This window comes from Sphaerisporangium corydalis (genome assembly GCF_025506355.1).
In the GTDB taxonomy this organism is placed as follows: Bacteria; Actinomycetota; Actinomycetes; order Streptosporangiales; family Streptosporangiaceae; genus Sphaerisporangium; species Sphaerisporangium corydalis.
In genome coordinates this window covers 116,712-134,741 of record NZ_JANZYP010000007.1, presented here as the reverse complement: position 1 = coordinate 134,741, position 18,030 = coordinate 116,712, and the positions used below count along the sequence as shown (strand labels likewise).

Genomic DNA, 18,030 nt, shown 5'->3' with positions numbered 1-18,030 from the left:
GCGCGAAGCATGGTTCCAGACGGCGGGAGCGCGGGCGGCGTGCCGGACTGGGGGACGATCCCCCGCATGCTGCGCGACCAGGCGGCGCGGCACCCCGGCGTCACGGTGATCGCCGACGGGGACACGCGGCTGACGCTCGCCGGGCTCCGCGACCGGGCCGCCCTGATCGCCAGGGGGCTCATGGCGCTCGGCGTCGAGCGCGGCGACCGGGTCGCCATCTGGGGGCTCAACGATGTGCACTGGGCGGCGGGCGCGTACGGCATCTGGGACGCGGGCGCGGTCATCGTGCCGCTCTCGTCGCGGTACAAGGGCATCGAGGCGGCCGAGGTGCTCCGGGCGACCGGCGCCCGCGTGCTGATCATGGGCGACAACCTGGACGGCGCTCCCCCCTTCGCCGAGGTGCTCGCCCTGGCCGCCGGTGCCCACGTCCCCGCGCCGCCCCACGGCAGGGCGTACGGCGGGCCGGACGACGGTGACGACGCGGACGGCGGGCGGCCGTACGCCGGGCTGCCCGAGCTGCGGCACGCCATCGTGCCCGAGGGTCTCCCCCATCCCGGCGCGCTCCAGCCGTCCGCCGTCCTGTCCGCCGCCGCGCGCGTGAGCGAGCGGGCCGCGGAGGAACGGGCGCTCGGCCTGCGGCCTGAGGACCTCTGCGAGATCATGTCCACCTCGGGCACCACCGGCACGCCGAAGGGCGTCATGCTGGACCACGGGCAGGTCGTGCGCGGCTACTGGGACTGGGCCGAGATCGTCACCCTCGCGGAGGGCGACCGCTACCCCGTCATCGCGCCGTTCGCGCACGGGTTCGGCCTGAACGCGGGCCTGGTCGCCGGGGTCATGCGGGGGGCCACCCTCATCCCCGTCAGGACGTTCACCCCCGGCGGGTTCCGCGAGCTCGTCCAGGAGGGACGGATCACCATCCTGGCCGGGGCCCCCACACTGTTCCACCGCCTGCTGGACGAGGTGGACCTCACCGGGCATTCGGTGCGCGTGGCGATCTGCGGCGCCGCCGCCGTGCCCGCCGAGCTGATCCACCGCCTGCTGCGCGAGGCCGGGCTGGAACGGGTGATCAACGCGTACGGCCTGATGGAGGGCACGGTCGTGTCCATGACCCGCGCGGGCGACCCGGTGGAGGTGATCGCCTCCTCGACCGGCAGGCCGGTGCCGGGGATCGAGGTCAGGGTCGTCGGCGACGACGGCCGCGACGTACCGGCCGGCGAGCGCGGCGAGATCCTCCAGCGCGGATACGGCGTGATGCGCGGCTACTGGGGCGAGCCGGACAAGACCGCGGAGGTGATCGAGGACGGCTGGCTGCACACCGGCGACATCGGCACCCTGGACGGCGACGGCAACCTCGCGGTGGTCGACCGCAAGAAGGAACTGTTCATCGTGAACGGCTTCAACGTCTCGCCGGCCGAGGTGGAGGGCCTGCTGCTGCACCGGCGGGACCTGGCGCAGGCCGCGGTCGTCGGCGTCCCCGACGAGCGCTCGGGCGAGGCGGGCCGCGCCTTCGTGGTGCCGCGGCCCGGTGCCGCGCCCGACCCCGCCGAGATCATCGGCTGGGCGCGGGGGAACATGTCGAACTACAAGGTCCCCCGGCGGGTGTTCGTCGTGGACGCCCTGCCCGTCAACGCGAACGGCAAGGTCGACAAGGCACGCCTGCGCGCCGAGGCCGCCGAGCGGGACCGGGGAAACGGAAGCTCACCGTCCAAGACGGGAGAGGACCCGCCGCCCGGGGCAGGATGAGGGGTGACGGAAGCGGGACCGCCCCGGCGCGCCCGGCGCGCGGGCCTGGCCGGAGGCTCCGCGTTCCGCGAGAATCGGCCGCATGACATCGTGGGGCGACGAGCCCCGCTAAGGAGGCCACATGTCGCTCCGCGTGGCGATCGTGGGATCGGGTCCCGCCGGGATCTACACGGCCGAGGCACTGACGAAGCAGGCGGGCGAGCCCGTCGAGATCGACGTGATCGACCGGCTGCCCACCCCGTACGGACTGGTCAGATACGGCGTGGCGCCGGACCACACCTCCATCAAGTCGATCGCGGGCTACCTGCGGCGGGTGCTTGAGCTGCCCTCGGTGCGGTTCCTCGGCGGTGTCGAGCTCGGCTCGGACATCTCGGCCGCCGACCTGGCCGCCGCCTACGACGCGGTGGTCTACTGCACGGGCGCGATGGTCGACCGGCGGCTCGGCATCCCGGGCGAGGACCTGCCAGGGAGCGTGGCCGCGACCGACTTCGTCAACTGGTACTGCGGCCACCCCGACATGCCGCCCGACGCGTTCGCCCTGGACAGCCCCGAGGTGGCGGTGATCGGCGTCGGCAACGTCGCGGTCGACGTGGTCAGGATCCTGGCCAAGACCGCCGACGAGCTGCGCACCACCGACGTGCCGCAGGAAGTGCTCGACCGGCTGGCCAAGAGCCAGGTGACCGGCATCCACATGATCGGCAGACGCGGCCCCGAGCACGCCAAGTTCACCCTCAAGGAGCTGCGGGAGCTCGGCGAGCTGCCGAACTGCGACGTCCTGGTCCGCCCGGAGGAGGCGGGGGACGCCGACGTGAGCGCGTTGTCGCGGCAGATCCGGGGCAACGTCGAGGTCCTGCGGTCCTGGTGCCGCAACACCCCCACGGGGCGCCCGCGGCGGCTGGACGTGCGGTTCTGGCTGCGCCCTGTGGAGATCCTCGGCACCTCGCGCGTCGAGGGGCTCCGGCTGGAGCGCACCCGGCTGGACGGCGGCCGGGTCGTCGGCACCGGCGAGTTCGAGACCGTCCCGGCCGGCATGGTGCTGCGCTCGGTGGGCTACCAGAGCGTCGCCCTGCCGGGCGTGCCGTTCGACGAGGCGACCATGACCGTGCCGAACGTCGCCGGGCGGGTGTCGGCCGGGCAGTACGTCGCCGGGTGGCTCAAACGCGGGCCGACCGGCGTCATCGGCACCAACAAGTCCGACGCCGCCGAGACCGTGCGCACCCTGCTCGCCGACCTGGCCGAGGGCCCGAGGCGCGGCGCGTCCGCGGCCGGGCTCACCGACCTGCTGGCGGCGCGGGGGGTGCGGCCGGTGACCTACGGCGACTGGCTCGCCATCGAGGGCGCGGAGGCGGCGCTCGCCGCCTCGCTCGGCCGGGGCGAGCACGTCAAGCTGGTCGGCCGCCCCGCGATGCTCTCGGCCTGCGGGCACCTCCCCTCATGAGCGGCACGGTCGCCGAGCAGTTCGTGGATGTGCTGCTGCAGGCGGGGGTGCGGCACGTCTACGGCGTCGTGGGCGACAGCCTCAACCCCGTCGTGGACGCCATCCGCAGGGCCGAGGGCATCGACTGGGTCCACGTGCGCAACGAGGAGGCGGGCGCGTTCGCCGCGGCGGCCGAGGCCCAGCTCACCGGCAGGCTCGCGGTGTGCGCGGGAAGCTGCGGCCCCGGCAACACCCACCTGCTCCAGGGCCTGTACGACGCCCACCGCACGGGCGCGCCCGTGCTCGCCCTGGCCTCGCACATCCCCTCGCCCGAGATCGGCACCGGCTTCTTCCAGGAGACCCACCCCGAGCGGGTGTTCGCAGACTGCAGCCACTACTGCGAGATGATCAGCGTCCCTGAGCAGATGCCCAGGGTGCTGCGCGTCGCCATGGGGTTCGCGCAGGGCAGGGGCGGGGTGTCGGTGGTCGTCCTGCCGGGCGACGTCGCCGCGATGCCGGCCACAAGGCCCACCGGCACCGGCGCGCCGGTCGTGGAGCACGGCGTCGTGAGCCCGCCGCCCTCGCAGGTCGCCGCGCTGGCCGGCGCGCTCAACGCCGCCAGGAAGGTCGCCCTGTTCTGCGGCGCCGGGTGCGAGAACGCCCACGACGAGGTGATGGCGCTGGCCGAGAGGCTCGGCGCCCCCGTCGGGCACAGCCTGCGCGGCAAGGAGTGGATCCAGTACGACAACCCCTACGACGTGGGCATGAGCGGCCTGCTCGGGTACGGCGCCTGCTTCGACGCGCTGCGCGAGGCCGACCTGGTCGTGCTGCTGGGCACCGACTTCCCCTACGACATGTTCCTGCCGCAGGAACGCACCGCGCAGGTCGACCACGACGCCACCAAGCTGGGCCGCCGCGTCCCCCTGGAGGTCGCCGTGCACGGCGACGTCGGCGAGACGCTGCGCGCCCTGCTGCCGGCGGTGGAGCCGAAGACCGACCGGGGTTTCCTCGACCGCATGCTCCGCGCGCACGCCCGCGGCCTCGAACGCGTCGTCGAGGCGTACACCAAGAACGTCGAGCGCCACATGCCGATCCACCCCGAGTACGCGACGGCCGTCCTGGACGAGCTGGCGGCCGGCGACGCGGTGTTCACCGTGGACACCGGCATGTGCAACGTGTGGGCCGCCCGCTACCTCACGCCGAACGGCCGCCGGCGGGTGATCGGCTCGTTCCTGCACGGCAGCATGGCCAACGCGCTGCCGCACGCCATCGGCGCCCAGTTCGCCTATCCGGGCCGCCAGGTAATCTCGATGTCGGGGGACGGCGGGCTGGGCATGCTGATGGGCGAACTGCTCACCGTCCGCCTGCACGACCTGCCCGTGAAGATCATCGTGTACGACAACTCGTCGCTCGGTATGGTCAAGCTGGAGATGCTGGTCGAGGGGTTCCCCGACTACCAGACCGACCACGCCTCGGTGGACTACGCGGCCATCGCGGCGGGGGCCGGGATCCCGTCGGTGCGCGTCGAGAAGCCCTCGGAGGTCCGCGACGCCCTCGCCCACGCCCTGGCCACCCCCGGGCCGTACCTGGTCGACCTGGTGACCGACCCGAACGTGCTGGCGGTGCCGCCGAAGATCACTCCCGCCCAGGTCAAGGGGTTCGCGCTCGCGGCGGGCAAGACCGTCGTCGGCGGCGGCGTCGGCAAGATGATCGAGATGGCCAGGGCGAACCTCCGCAACATCCCGCGCCCCTAGCCGGGGGTGGGCTCGCCGAGTGCGTCGCGGGCGCGGGCGAGGGCGGCGAGCAGGGTCTTGACGGTGGCGGGCTCGTCCATCACGCCGCCTCCCGCGTCCCGCCGCGCCTCCCAGGCGCGGACCCGCCCGGCGTGGGCGTCGCGATCGGCCAGGTGGAAGGCGTAGACGGCGGCGTACCGGCTGACGAGGTGCGAGGGGTGCATGTCCCAGCCCTGGTAGAACCCGTGGCGCAGCGAGTGGCGCGTCATCGCGGCGTGGGCGCGCCACAGCGCGTGCACGTCCTCGGTGGCGTCCGAGGCGGGCGAGGCGGCCAGGGAGCCGTCCGAGAGCTCCACGCCGGTGCCGGCCAGCGCCGTGCGCATGACCTCGCGGGCGTGGTCGCAGACCGGATGGTCAAGGCGCTGCTCGGCGGGCGGGAGACCGCAGGCGGCGGTGTAGTCGAAGACGCCGAAGTGCGCCGCCGCGAGCCGCCCGCCCAGCGAGGGCACCAGGTCGGGCGAGCGCAGCAGGAACATCACGGTCTGCGGCGCCTCCACCTGCATCTCGAAGCGCAGCGTCCCCCGCGCCAGCCCGAGGCCGTCCTCGAGGGAGGGGAGGAACGCGGTGAACTGCCGGAGATAGGCCTCCATCAGCACCTTGGGGAAGGTGATCGTGAAACCGTCCGGCAGCCCGCCCGCCCGGCCGGTGACGCCGGTGAGGAAGCCGTCCAGGGTCCGCAGGCTCCGCCCGGGGTCGCCGTCGGCGAACGACTTGACCCGCAGTCCCCAGCGTCTCGGCAGGGTGCCGTCGGCGCGCATCGCGGCGACGGCCTCGGCGGCGCGCTCGGCGTGGGCGTCCTCCTCGGCGCCGGGGCGCACGCCGTACCCGTCCTCGAAGTCGATCCTCAGGTCCTCGACGGGCTCGGCGGCCAGCTTGCGCGCGACCCGGCCGCGCACGTCGGCCGCGAGGCCGGCCGGCAGACCGAACACCTCCGCCGTCTCGGCGTCTCCCGGCAGGTGGCCCTCCAGGAGCCCCAGGGCCGTCTGTCCCCACGACGCCACGGTGTGGCGGTCGAAGCGGTCGGCGGGCACGTACACGGTGTGCACGGGCTGCCAGGCGGCCGCGGGGCCGGGGTAGCGCCCGGTCTGCTCGCGGTGGGCGGCGTCGAAGCCCGGGACGTGGTGGCCGCCGAGGGTGACCCGCACGTCAGATCGTGTCCACCAGGTCCCGCCACCGCCGGACCCGCTCGGGGTCGACCGGGTGGGACCACGACTGCCGCGCGGCGCTCCCGATGTGGAAGGCCCGGACGCCGTAGTCGAGCAGCGGGGGGAGGAGATGCGGCTTGAGGCCGCCGCCGGCCAGGATCAGAGGCGCGTCGCCCGCTTCGGCGCGCGAGCGTAATACGGGCAGCCCCGCCGCGATCCCGGACACCTCGCCCGAGGTGAGCACCGTGGCGAGGTTCGGCAGGAGGCGCACGGCGCGCCAGCCCGCCTGGACGTCGGCGGCGTTGTCCACGGCGCGGTGGAAGGTCCAGGGCAGGGGGGTGACCGCGTGGATGAGGGCTTCGGTGGCCGCGAGGTCGACCACGCCCTGGTCGTCGAGGAAGCCGAACACGAACCCGGCCGCGCCCGCCTCGGCCAGGACGCGCGCGCTCCGCTCCAGCCCTTCGAGCTCCTCGGGGGTCACGGTGAACCCCCCGTTCGCGCGAAGCATCACCATCTGGGGGAGCGCGGACTGCTTGGCGATCGCCGCGACGGTCTCCGCGGCGGGGGTCAGCCCGCCTGCGGACATGTCGGCCACGATCTCCAGGCGGTCCGCGCCGCCCTCTTCTGCGGCCACGGCGTCGCGCACGTCCAGCGCGATCACCTCGAGCAGCGATCCGGTCATGGGACCTGAGGTTATCGGACCCTCCTGTCCTGAGTTGGACCGCTACCACCCACAGGCCCTCACCTGTCCGGGGTTGGACGGCTAGAGCATGATCTCGCCAGGCATGTGACTACGTCCGATACCGCCCTGGTGTCACCGGGAATGCGCGTGCGACGGCTTGCGCCGGCGCGCACGCGGAACGGCCGGGGAGGCCGAGTCCACGGCACGCTGGAACAACGCGCCGGAAGCCCGGTGGGGAAGGTCCACCGTGCGGACGTGCCTGAACCCGAGCCTCTGGTAGTAGCCCTGGAGCCCGGGGTTGTCCTTGGAGCAGTCCAGGCGCAGCCACCGCAGTCCCGCCGCCGCCACGCGCAGGGTCGCCCAGTCGAGCAGCGTCTCGCCCAGCCCGCGCCCGGAGAAGGCCCGCTTGACGGCCAGCTTGTGCACGTACAGGCCGGTCTCGGGATGGTCGCCGCGCCGCCAGAACTCGGCGTCGGCGTGGCCGTCCAGGGCGAGAGTCGCCGCCGGGGAGTGCCCGTCGAGGCCCTCCTCGTCGTCCAGCACGTACAGGGTGCGCTCGGCGATCAGCGGCTCGATCCGCGCGGCCGGGAAGCCGCCGAGCGGCCACTGCCGGATGCCGCGGCCGTGCAGCCAGCCCGCGCTCTCCGCCAGGAGGGCCAGAACGCCGGGAAGGTCGTCGAACGTGGCGTTGCGGAGGGTGAGGGACCTGGCCTGGTCGAGGGTGTCGGGGTACATTGATCATCCTTTCGTCGCCGCCGGTAGCGCCTCGAACACGGAGCGTGCTCGATCGGGGGCGCGGGGCCTTATCAGTAAGGCCGGGGATGGCGGCGTTCGCCGCCCGCCGGCGGGCATCGTGGGCCGGAGTGGCGGCCCCGGCCCGCGCCGGAGGCGGGACGGCGCGCGGCGCGTCGGCGACGGCGCGCGCGAGATCAGCTCAGTTCGAGCTCGTACCTGATCAAGTGTTTGTCGGCGGGCAGAACCGACACGGCGACCCGGACCGGGGTGTCCTCACGGTCGTAACCAACTCGGACATATACGACAACAGGGGTACCAGGTTCGAGCTGCAGGCGGGACGATTCCTCAGGAGTCGGCATGCGAGCCGCTATGTCGTCCACAACGCGAACCTGCCGGTGGCCGAGCTCCTCCAGCACGCGGTTGGCCCCCCGCGTGATGTCCGCAGGGCGCGCGATCTCGGAGTCGCGCACGAGCGCGTGCGGAAAGTAGGAGTCGTTGGTGTTGTAGGGCTGGTCGTCCACGTAGCGGAGCCTGCGCCGCACCACCGCCACGGAGTGTTCGTCCAGTTCCAGCCGGGCCGCGATCTCCTCGGGCGGCTCGACGATCGAGACCTCGATCTCCTGGCCGGGCTTGCGCCCCTCCTTCGTGACGGCCTCGGCGAAGGCCTCTCTGCGCAGCACGCCCGGGGAGGCGGCCAGCTCGTCCTGCGGGCGCATGAGCAGGGCCCGGCGGTCGCGGACGAAGCTGCCCCGGCGGCGCATCCGGGTGATCAGCCCCTCGTTCTCCAGCTCGGCCAGCGCGAGCCGTACCGTGTTCCGGCTGACCTCATGGCTGTCCATGAGGTCCATTTCCGTGGGCAGCTGGGCACCCGGCCCGAGCTCGCCGGAATAGATCGCCCTGCGCAGCTCGCCGGCCACCTGCTGGTACAGCGTCGACCGTGCCAAATCTCACCTACGGTTGCGTCCTTTTGTACCTACGAATCTAGACGATCTCGATCTGACAGCAAACAACCCCTTGACCCAAGCGTCTCCACACCGCATTATCCAAACGTTGGTACAAATCCATCAAAGGGTCGGCGAGGGAGTGAGGGCCTGTGCTGGCGGTTCGAGCGGGCACGCCGTATCTGCCCTGGCACGATCCACGCGAGGCGACGCGTCTACTGCGTTACGCGTTGCATCGGGAGGGGTTCACCCACACCTACCAGAGCAGCGGAAACGGCATGTCCGTGCTCTCGGTGACCACCGAGCTGACCGTGTGGTGCAGAAAGGGCTCGTTCGTCTGGAACGAGGACGGCCTCACCGTCACCCACCCGGCCGCCGACCCCGTCGGCGCCGCCCAGCTCGTCACACGCCATCTGCGCAGGCCGGCCGGCGAAGAGCCGCGTGATTGGTCGGACCAGTCCACCGACCGGCCTCCTCAGGACTCCGCGCGGTAAACGACGGCCAGGACCCCAACCCTCGCCGGGGTCCTGGAAGTCGCGCCGGGGCGGAACGTGTCCTGGCGGGTCCCCCACGCCCGCCAGGACACGCTTTCGTTATGCACGGGTTCGGCGCATCGGTCAAGACCGGTCAGACCAGAACGGCATCAGTCAAGCCCGGTCAAATCGCCCGACGATCACGGCGCGAGGGCCACGACTCACGCCGGCTCCCAGTTGATCAGTGAGAGCCGCTCGTCCACATAGGTGTAGGACACCGTGACGGGCTGGTCCGCCACCGGCTCCGCGGGCCCGTGCCAGTTGCCGACCATCACGCACGCGGGGGCGTCGGTGAGGCGGACCATGACCACCGTGTACGGCGTGGGCGCGTCCGGCAGGAACGGCTGGTGGTTGACGATCCAGCTCACGACCCGCCCGGCCGGGGCGACCTCGCGCCAGTGCCACTCGCGTCCCCGGCAGCGGGCGCAGTACGCGCGGGCGGGAAAGCGCAGCGTGCCGCAGGTGCCGCAGGCCTGGACGACGAACTCGTGCCTGGCGGCGCGCTCCCACCACTCGGCGGAGTCCCGGTCGGGCACCGGCTTGATCATGTCAGCCCCTCCGCAGGATCAGCGCGGAGGTGGCGGGCAGGATGTAGCCGGGCTGAGCGGTGGACAGCGCCACCTCCGCGCCCGGCACCTGCCGGTCCCCCGCGTCGCCCCTGAGCTGCGACACCGCCTCGGCGATGTGGTTCACCCCGTGGACATAACCCTCCGAGAGGAACCCCCCGTGGGTGTTGACCGGCAGCGCTCCGCCGGGCGCCGTCGCCCCGGAGGCGACGAACGGGCCGCCCTCCCCCTTGGCGCAGAAGCCGTAGTCCTCCAACTGGACGATCACCGAGTAGGTGAAGCAGTCGTAGAGCTCGGCGACGTCGACGTCCTCCGGCCCTGCGCCGGCCATCGCGTACAGGCGGGGCGCCAGCTCGGCCGCGCTGGTGACGGTCGGGTCGGCGGGCTCGCGGCCGGACAGGAAGGAGTCGCCGCCGCCCCAGGCCGCCGCCGAGATCAGGACCGGCGGGCGGCGCAGGTCCCTGGCACGCTCGGCCGTGGTCACGACGACCGCGCAAGCGCCGTCGGTCTCCAGGCAGCAGTCCAGCAGGCGGAACGGCTCGGCGATCCAGCGGCTGGCCAGGTAGTCGTCCAAAGTGATGGGCGCGCGCATCAGGGCGCGGGGGTTCTTGACGGCGTTGGCCCGCTGGGTGACGGCCAGTTGCCCGAAATGCTCGGCCTTGGTGCCATATTTCAGCATGTGGGCGCGGGCGTACATCGCGTACTGCTGCGGCGGCGCGGTGTACCCGTACGGCGCCTGGTACTGCACCTCCGGGCTGACCGGCACCCCACGGCCCGTCCCGCCCATGCGGAACTCCGAGCGGGCGTTGACGGCGCGGTAGCAGACCACCGTCTCGGCCACGCCGGCCGCGACGGCGAGGGCCGCCTGGCCGATCACCGCGTGCGAGACGCTGCCGCCGCCGAACTGGTCGAGGTACCACGCGGGCGCGTCGATGCCGAGCGCCGGGCCGACCACCGACGGCGCGGCCGAGTCGCCGACGCGGTGGGTGGCGATGCCGTCCACGTCGTCGGGGGTGAGCCCCGCGTCGTCCAGGGCTGCGAGCACGGCCTCGCAGGCGAGGGTCAGGGTGCTGACCCAGGAGTTCCTGGAGAACGCGGTGTAGCCGACGCCGGCCACGGCCGTACGGTCACAGAACCCGCGCACGGCCACCTCCCGGGCCCGGCCGAAAGTCAACCAAGCGCTTGTACGGTTTCGAGGTTAGGCAGGGCCGATCGGCGGTGTCAATGATCTCCCTGCGTGGGATGAACTTGACGTGAACCCTGGTTGAGGTTGCAGGGTGGGTGACGCCACCCCTGGAAGGCGGAGGCGCGGGGGAACGATGGGGACCGACTGACATGCGCGAACGCGTGACCGCCTTGACATCCCGGCGGTCGCGCTCCTATCGTCCAAGCAAGCGCTTGGTAAAGTAAGGGATACGATGGAGGAGCCGCTCCCCCACTCGACCTCTCCCCATCGAGCACTTCCCGTGGCCCCCCAGGCGCCACCCAAGGAGGCGAGCACGACGATGAGCACCCACACGGCCCGGCTGGTCGCGCCGCACGGCGCCGCCGCGGTCCACGGGCACCCCTCCGCCGTGCACGACGGCTCCCCCGCCCCCGCGCCACCCCCGCCCCTGCCGCCCCTCCCGAGGAGCCGGACGGCCTTCCCCCCCGAGCGCACGTCCCCCCCGGGGCCCTCGGGCGCGGACGGGCGGATCGCCCCCGCGACGAGCGGCGCACGGCCCACGGCCGCCGACGGGCAGCACTTCCGCAGCGTTCTCGGCCGGTTCGCCACGGGCGTCGTCGCGATCACCGCGCTCGACCCGGTCACCGGCGAGCCGTGCGGCCTCGCGGCCAACTCGTTCACCTCGGTCTCCCTGGACCCGCCGCTGGTCGCCTTCTGCGTCGCGCACACCAGCACGAGCTGGCCGAGGCTGAAGTCGGCGGGCCGCCTCTGCGTGAACGTCCTGGCCGAGGACCACGAGCAGGTCAGCAGGCAGCTCGCGGCCAAGGGCGGGGACAAGTTCGCCGGGATCGCCTGGCACTTCTCCCCCGGCGGCAGCCCCGTCGTCGAGGGCGCGCTGGCGTGGATCGACTGCACGGTGGAGTCCGAGCTCGTCGCGGGGGACCACATCATCGTCGTGGCCCGCGTGCACGACCTGGACGTGCACGCCGACGAGGGGCCCCTGGTGTTCTACCGCGGCGGCTACGGCCGCTTCCACGCATGAGCGAGGCCCCCCGCGCATGAGCGACGGCTTTCGCCAGGAGGCGCGCGCCTGGCTGGAGGAGAACCTGACCGGCGAGTTCGCCGCCGCGCGCGGCCTCGGCGGGCCGGGACGGGAGCACGAGGGCCACGAGCTGCGGGTGGCCTGGGAGCGCCATCTCGGCGCCGCCGGGTGGACCTGCCTCGGCTGGCCCAAGGAGTACGGCGGCCGCGACGCGTCCCTGGACGAGCAGGTCATCTTCCACGAGGAGTACGCCAGAGCGGGCGCGCCGGCCCGGGTGGGGCACATCGGCGAGGGCCTGATCGGGCCGACGATCCTCGCGTTCGGCACCGAGGAGCAGAAGCGCCGCTTCCTGCCGCCCATCCGGTCCGGCGAGGAACTGTGGTGCCAGGGGTACTCAGAACCGGACGCCGGCTCCGACCTCGCGGGCGTGCGGACGCGGGGCGTGCTCACCGGCGGCGCGTGGGCCGTCACCGGGCAGAAGGTATGGACGTCGCTCGCGCACGTGGCCGACTGGTGCTTCGTGCTGGCCAGGACCGAACCCGGGTCCCAGCGGCACCGTGGCCTGTCCTACCTGCTGGTGCCCATGGACCAGCCAGGCGTCCAGGTCCGGCCGATCGTCCAGATGACCGGCACCAGCGAGTTCAACGAGGTCTTCTTCGACGGCGCCCGCACCGACGAGGCCAACATCCTCGGCGCGCCCGGCGAGGGCTGGCGGGTCGCCATGGCCACCCTCGGGTACGAGCGGGGCGCCTCGACGCTCGGCCAGCAGATCGGCTTCCGCCGCGAGCTGGAGTCGGTCATCGAGACCGCCCGCCGCACCGGCGCCGCCGAGGACCCGGTGCTGCGCGACCGTCTCGTACGGTCGTGGCTGGAGCTGGAGGTCATGCGGTTCAACGCGCTGCGCGTGATGACCTCCCTGTCGGCAGGGGAACCGGGGCCCGAGGTGTCCATCGCCAAGCTCTACTGGTCGGAGTGGCACCGCCGGCTGGGCGAGCTGGCGCAGGCCGTCCAGGGGAGGGCGGGCCTTCTGGCGGACGGCGCGCCGTACGACCTGAACGACCTGCAGCGGCTCTACCTGTTCAGCCGGGCCGACACCATCTACGCCGGCTCCAGCGAGATCCAGCGCGACATCATCGCCGAGCGCACCCTCGGCCTGCCCAAGGACCGCGCGCCCAGGGCCGCCGAGACGCACCGGGCCTCGCCGTGACGCCCGCCTACCCCGCCGCGCACGGGCTGCTGGACGGGAAGGTCACGCTGGTGACGGCCGCCGCCGGGGCGGGCATCGGGTACGCGACGGCCAGGCGCTGCGCCGAGGAGGGCGGCACGGTCGTCATCTCCGACCGGCACGAACGCCGGCTCGGCGAGGCGGCCGACGCGCTGACCGGCCTGACCGGCGTCCGCCCGCTCGCCGTGCCGTGCGACGTCACCTCGGAGGCCCAGGTGCTCGCCCTGTTCGACGCGGTCATGGACGCGCACGGGCGCATTGACGTCGTGGTCAACAACGCCGGCCTCGGCGGCACGGCGGACCTTATGGACATGACCGACGAGCAGTGGCACGTGGTCCTGGACGTCACCCTCAACGGCACCATGCGCTGCACCCGCGCGGCGCTGCGGCACATGGTCCCCCAGGGGCGTGGCGTGATCGTCAACAACGCCTCGGTCATCGGGTGGCGGGCGCAGCGCGGGCAGTCGCACTACGCGGCGGCCAAGGCGGGGGTGATGGCCCTGACCAGGTGCGCCGCGCTGGAGGCCGCCGAGCACGGGGTGCGGATCAACGCGGTGGCGCCGTCGCTGGCCATGCATCCCTTCCTGGCCAAGGTGACCAGTGACGACCTGCTCGCCGAGCTGACCGCCAAGGAGGCGTTCGGCCGGTCGGCCGAGCCGTGGGAGGTCGCCAACGTCATCGTCTTCCTGGCGAGCGACTACTCCTCCTACATGACCGGCGAGATCGTCTCGGTCTCCAGCCAGCACCCCTGACGACCAGCCCCGGCCGGCGTGACAGACCAACCGACCAGTCGGTATGGACGGCGCGTGAGCATGTGCGGCATCATCGGTGGCATGAGCCTGTTCTCGGTCGAAGGCAAGACGGTCGTCGTCACGGGCGGTTCCCGTGGCATCGGGAAGATGATCGCCACCGGGTTCGCCGCCGAGGGCGCGACCGTGTACATCTCCTCGCGCAAGGCCGCCGAGGTGGAGAAGACCGCCGCCGAGCTGGGCTGCGTCGCCGTGCCCGCCGACCTGTCCACCCCCGAGGGCATCGAGACGCTGGTGGCGGCCGTCACCGAACGCGAGGACCGGCTGGACGTCCTGGTGAACAACGCCGGCGCGACCTGGGGCGCGCCGCTCGCGGAGTACCCCGAGCACGCCTTCGACAAGCTGTGGGGCATCAACGTCAAGGGCGTCTTCTTCCTGACCCAGCGGTTCCTGCCGCTGCTGCGCGCCGCCGCCTCCGCCGAGGACCCCGCCCGGGTGATCAACATCGGGTCGGTCGACGGCATCCGCGTCCCCGACGTGGAGAACTACGCCTACTCGGCCGCCAAGGCCGGCGTGCACATGCTCACCCGGCACCTCGCGCACAAGCTCGCCGCCGAGTTCATCACGGTCAACGCCATCGCCCCCGGGCCGTTCGAGTCCAAGATGATGGCCTTCGCGCTGGACGACCCCCGGACGCGCGCGGCCATCGAGACGCACGTCCCGCTGGGCCGCATCGGCCGGCCCGACGACATGGCCGGGGCGGCGATCTACCTGTCGTCCCGCGCGGGCGCCTACCTCACCGGCGCCGTCATCCCCGTCGACGGCGGCATCTCCACGACCTGACCGCGACCGCGCCGGGGGGGTCCATGCGTCGCAGACATAACGCAGATGTAAAGAACCACTCTTGTCACAGGTAGGCACCGGTGACACGGTGATCACATGTTCAAGCGCTTCAAGGTCGTCGCGCCCGCCGTACTGGCGTTCGCGATAGCCGTCCCCGCCGGGGCCGCACAGGCCGACCCCGCCCCCAAGCAGACCTCCAGCACGTGTGATCCCACCCAGACCACACCCGTGTACCTCAACAAGGTCCCGACGCCCAAGAGCGTGCTCGGTTTCGACCTCGGCGAGCGCGAGGTCACCTCGGCCGAGTCCGACACCCTCCTCGGCGCCATCGACAAGGCCAGCGACCGTGTCGTCTCCGGCACCCTGGCCACGACCGCGCAGGGCCGCCCGCTGAAGTACGCGATCGTCGGCAGGCCCGCGAACGTCAGCCGGGGCGGCCTCGCCGCGACGGAGCTCGCCATCAAGGCGCTCCGCAGCCCGCTCACGCCCTCCGTGCTGGCCAAGGAGATCGCCAAGCACAGCACGACGATCCTGTGGGTCACCGGCAACGTGCACGGCAACGAGGAGAGCGGCGCCGACGCGGCGCTCAAGACGCTGTACGACCTGTCCGACCGCGACGACTGCGCGGCCAGGCGCATCCTCGACAACGCGACCGTGGTCGTCCTGCCGATCCAGAACCCCGACGGCCGCGAGGCCGACAACCGCCGCAACGCCTACGGCTTCGACATGAACCGGGACTGGTTCGCCCGGACCCAGCCGGAGACCGACGGCAAGCTCGAACTGCTCCGCAAGTACCCGCCGCAGCTCTACATCGACGCGCACGAGCAGGGCGGCACCGCGTACTTCTTCCCGCCGAACGCCGACCCGATCTACCACGAGATCGCCGAACCGGCCTACGACTGGATCAGCAACCTGTACGGCAAGGCGATGATCGACGAGTTCACCCGCCGCGGGCTGCCGTTCACCAACCGGGACGTGTACGACCTGTTCTACATGGGCTACGGGGACACGGTGCCGACGACCGGCTTCAACGCCGCCGGCATGACCTATGAGAAGGGCGGCGACTCCCCGATCTCGGCCCGCGCCTTCGAGCAGTACCTCACGCAGTGGGTGTCGCTGTCGGCCGCCGCCTCCCACAAGAACGACATCCTGACCACCTGGCACGGCATGTACGCCGACGCGTTCAAGCAGGGCCTGGCCGGCAAGCTGGAGCCCAACCAGGTGTACAACCCGGGCAACGAGGTCATCACGCAGGTGCCCGACCGCCCGGTGCGCCACTACTTCCTGCGGGCCGACGACCCGGCCAAGAAGGCGGCCGTCGAGTCCATCGTGCGCCGGCTGCAGCGCATGGACGTCCAGGTGTTCACGCTCGCCAAGGCGACCACGGTGCCGGACTTCAAGGAGTACGGCCGGGCGCCCGGCCGGGCCACGCTGCCCAAGGGCACGTACTGGATCCCCATGGCCCAGGGCCAGAAGCACTGGATCCAGGCCATGCTGAACGAGAACAGCTACACGCCGTTCCCCTACTTCTACGACGTGACCGCGTGGAGCCTGCCGCTGCTGGCCAACGTGTCCGGCGGGTCCTCGGGCAGCACCCTGCTGCCGCTCGCCATCCCCGCCAAGGCCGTCCCCGCCGTGGTGTCGCCCCCGGCGCCGGCCAGGAAGCCCAAGGTCGGCGTGCTGGAACTGTCGGCCACCTCGACCACCACCACCGAGTCGCTCGGCTGGCTGCGGCAGCGCCTCGACCGCGAGTGGAAGCTGCCCTACACCAAGCTCAGGCCGGCGGACGTGGCGGCGGGCAAGCTGGCGGGCATCGACGTCCTGCTGGCCCCCGCAGGGCCCGCCTCCTCGGCCAACACCCTGCTCGGGCAGCCCGGGCGTGACGCGCTCAAGGCGTGGGTCAACGGCGGCGGCCGGTACGTCGGCTGGAGCGGCGGCGCCCAGCTCGCGTCCCTCGCCGGGCTGAGCACGGCGACCTTCACCGCGCCGACGTCCGACGTGCCCGGCTCGCTGTTCCGGGTCGGCGTCGCCAAGGGCCCGCTGGCGGCCGGGGTCGGCTCCACGGCCTGGTCGTTCTACTCCTACGACCCGCTGATGCGGGCCTCTGACCCGTCGCAGGTCGTGGCGTCCTACCCGGCCGCCACCTCACCCGACTGGTTCGTCTCCGGGTTCGAGCTCGGCGCCGAGGAACTGGGCGGGACGGCCGCGGTACTGGACGAGCCCGTCGGGCAGGGCCACGCGGTGCTGTTCGCCTCGGAGCCGAACTTCCGCGCGTTCACCGACGGCACCACCCGGCTGATCACCAACGCCCTCACCGCCGACCTCCCCCACCCCCCGGCCCCCCGCCTCGCCGCCCCGAACACGACCGCCGGGCCGAACGCCCTGGTGACGGCCGTCACGGACCTGGACGCGCCCATCCGGATCACCGTCAACGCGGCCGACCGGGCCAAGGTCGCCTCGGCGCTCACCGGCTTCGGGGCCAAGTGGATCGAACAGGCCGGCCCGGACGGCGCCGTCCGCTTCGTGGTCGACAACCCCGGTGGCCTCGCCCTCGACGAACACCCCTGGGCCACCAAGCTCCCCGCCACCCTGCACACCGCCGGTGTGACCCCCCTCGCGGTGGTCCTCCCCTGACCCCACCCTGACCACCAACGGCTCGCGCCTCCCAATTCCCCAGAGGCGCGAGCCGTCTTCATGAGAGGATGTCGCCGAACGTCACACCACGAACACGGTAAGCGAACTCCCCCTTGAGTACCCTGCAAGCAACCGCATACCCTGATTCCATGACACTGGTAGAGATCCCAGACGTCCCGGAGAACACGGTGAACGCCCTCAAGGCCCGCGCGGCCGAACGAGGCCTCACCCTGTCGGAGTACCTCCGCGCCGAGCTGACCCATCTCGCCGGAACTTCCGCCAACGCGGAGGTCATCGCTCGCATGGCCAAGCGGAACCGCAAAGGCGGCCCCACTGTCGAGGAAACGGTCGACCAGATCCGCCGCGTGCGTGATGCGTCATGATCGTCGTCGACTCATCCTCAGTGGTCAACGCCCTCGTCGACGAGCCGGTCAACCTGGAACTCCTCGACCTCCTGGCGACTGAGGAGCTGCACGCGCCCACCCTGATCGACTTCGAGGTCATGAGCGCCCTGCGAGGGCACCTCCTCGGAAGGAAGCTGGAGCGCTCACGGATCGGCGACGCCCTGGACGACTTCACGGGCATCCATCTGGTCCGCTATCAGATGAGCAATCTGTTCGGCGACATACTGAAACTGTGCGAGAACTTCACCGCCTATGACGCCGCGTATGTGGTGCTGGCGCAAACTCTTGACGCTCCTCTGGTCACGAGCGACCTGAAGATGAAAGCGGCCGAGAAGACCGGCGTGGAGGTGCGGATCTACCGCAAAAGTGCATGACGCCTTGGTCCGCACCGTTCGCAGCGGCGCGGACCG

Annotated in this window: 17 protein-coding genes; 11 read left to right on the top strand and 6 right to left on the bottom strand. The window is 72.2% G+C overall.

Annotated elements, in window-relative coordinates; all coding sequences use genetic code 11:
• Window positions 1-9 precede the first annotated feature (9 nt).
• The 3 genes from NYZ98_RS07710 (at window position 10) to NYZ98_RS07700 (ending at window position 4,917) form a co-directional block, all read left to right on the top strand.
• Entirely contained in the window at window positions 10-1,746 is a 1,737-nt protein-coding gene (locus tag NYZ98_RS07710; protein WP_262841854.1) for an AMP-binding protein, read from the top strand.
• Window positions 1,747-1,867: 121 nt separating this feature from the next.
• On the top strand, window positions 1,868-3,184 hold the full coding sequence (locus NYZ98_RS07705) for an FAD-dependent oxidoreductase (protein WP_262841853.1): 1,317 nt from the start codon (window positions 1,868-1,870) through the stop codon (window positions 3,182-3,184).
• Window positions 3,181-4,917: a pyruvate dehydrogenase gene (locus tag NYZ98_RS07700; protein WP_262841852.1), complete on the top strand. Its 1,737-nt coding sequence runs from the start codon at window positions 3,181-3,183 to the stop codon at window positions 4,915-4,917. Before NYZ98_RS07705 ends, NYZ98_RS07700 begins: the two co-directional genes overlap by 4 nt.
• On the opposite strand, the gene NYZ98_RS07695 is transcribed toward NYZ98_RS07700, so the two are convergent.
• The 4 genes from NYZ98_RS07695 to NYZ98_RS07680 all read right to left on the bottom strand — a co-directional run bounded on the left by NYZ98_RS07695 (window position 4,914) and on the right by NYZ98_RS07680 (window position 8,462).
• Window positions 4,914-6,101 carry a DUF6986 family protein gene (locus NYZ98_RS07695; RefSeq protein ID WP_262841851.1) on the bottom strand — a complete coding sequence of 396 codons (1,188 nt, stop codon included), beginning with the start codon at window positions 6,099-6,101 and terminating at the stop codon, window positions 4,914-4,916. The two genes, NYZ98_RS07700 and NYZ98_RS07695, sit on opposite strands and share 4 nt — an antisense overlap.
• Window position 6,102: 1 nt before the next feature.
• Window positions 6,103-6,783, bottom strand: a complete 681-nt coding sequence (locus NYZ98_RS07690) for a copper homeostasis protein CutC (protein WP_262841850.1) — start codon at window positions 6,781-6,783, stop codon at window positions 6,103-6,105.
• 132 nt (window positions 6,784-6,915) lie between these two features.
• Complete coding sequence (locus tag NYZ98_RS07685) at window positions 6,916-7,518, bottom strand: GNAT family N-acetyltransferase (RefSeq protein WP_262841849.1); 603 nt, start codon at window positions 7,516-7,518, stop codon at window positions 6,916-6,918.
• A gap of 194 nt (window positions 7,519-7,712) precedes the next feature.
• The gene (locus NYZ98_RS07680; protein ID WP_262841848.1) at window positions 7,713-8,462 is read right to left on the bottom strand and encodes a GntR family transcriptional regulator; all 750 of its coding nucleotides are present in this window, start codon (window positions 8,460-8,462) and stop codon (window positions 7,713-7,715) included.
• 149 nt (window positions 8,463-8,611) lie between these two features.
• Between NYZ98_RS07680 and NYZ98_RS07675 the strand changes: the two genes are divergently transcribed.
• Window positions 8,612-8,953, top strand: a complete 342-nt coding sequence (locus NYZ98_RS07675; RefSeq protein WP_262841847.1) for a hypothetical protein — start codon at window positions 8,612-8,614, stop codon at window positions 8,951-8,953.
• A 200-nt stretch (window positions 8,954-9,153) separates the two neighbouring features.
• On the opposite strand, the gene NYZ98_RS07670 is transcribed toward NYZ98_RS07675, so the two are convergent.
• Together NYZ98_RS07670 and NYZ98_RS07665 are read right to left on the bottom strand one after the other, a co-directional pair.
• Entirely contained in the window at window positions 9,154-9,540 is a 387-nt protein-coding gene (locus tag NYZ98_RS07670) for a Zn-ribbon domain-containing OB-fold protein (protein ID WP_262841846.1), read from the bottom strand.
• A 1-nt stretch (window position 9,541) separates the two neighbouring features.
• On the bottom strand, window positions 9,542-10,702 hold the full coding sequence (locus tag NYZ98_RS07665) for a thiolase C-terminal domain-containing protein (RefSeq protein ID WP_262841845.1): 1,161 nt from the start codon (window positions 10,700-10,702) through the stop codon (window positions 9,542-9,544).
• Window positions 10,703-11,063: 361 nt separating this feature from the next.
• On the opposite strand from NYZ98_RS07665, the gene NYZ98_RS07660 reads away from it, so the two are divergent.
• From NYZ98_RS07660 to NYZ98_RS07630, 7 genes are all read left to right on the top strand, one after another.
• Window positions 11,064-11,765, top strand: coding sequence for a flavin reductase family protein (locus tag NYZ98_RS07660; RefSeq protein WP_380706289.1), 702 nt, complete (start codon window positions 11,064-11,066; stop codon window positions 11,763-11,765).
• 16 nt (window positions 11,766-11,781) lie between these two features.
• On the top strand, window positions 11,782-12,972 hold the full coding sequence (locus NYZ98_RS07655; RefSeq protein ID WP_262841844.1) for an acyl-CoA dehydrogenase family protein: 1,191 nt from the start codon (window positions 11,782-11,784) through the stop codon (window positions 12,970-12,972).
• Entirely contained in the window at window positions 12,969-13,742 is a 774-nt protein-coding gene (locus NYZ98_RS07650) for an SDR family oxidoreductase (RefSeq protein WP_262841843.1), read from the top strand. Before NYZ98_RS07655 ends, NYZ98_RS07650 begins: the two co-directional genes overlap by 4 nt.
• Before the next feature lie 81 nt (window positions 13,743-13,823).
• Window positions 13,824-14,582: an SDR family oxidoreductase gene (locus tag NYZ98_RS07645; RefSeq protein WP_262841842.1), complete on the top strand. Its 759-nt coding sequence runs from the start codon at window positions 13,824-13,826 to the stop codon at window positions 14,580-14,582.
• 96 nt (window positions 14,583-14,678) lie between these two features.
• Entirely contained in the window at window positions 14,679-17,216 is a 2,538-nt protein-coding gene (locus NYZ98_RS07640) for a M14 family zinc carboxypeptidase (protein ID WP_262841841.1), read from the top strand.
• Between the two features lie 149 nt (window positions 17,217-17,365).
• Entirely contained in the window at window positions 17,366-17,599 is a 234-nt protein-coding gene (locus tag NYZ98_RS07635; RefSeq protein ID WP_262841840.1) for a hypothetical protein, read from the top strand.
• Window positions 17,596-17,994 (top strand): type II toxin-antitoxin system VapC family toxin, encoded by a 399-nt coding sequence (locus NYZ98_RS07630; RefSeq protein WP_262841839.1) that lies wholly within the window; start codon window positions 17,596-17,598, stop codon window positions 17,992-17,994. The genes NYZ98_RS07635 and NYZ98_RS07630 overlap by 4 nt, the downstream gene beginning before the upstream one ends.
• The last annotated feature ends 36 nt before the right edge of the window (window positions 17,995-18,030 follow it).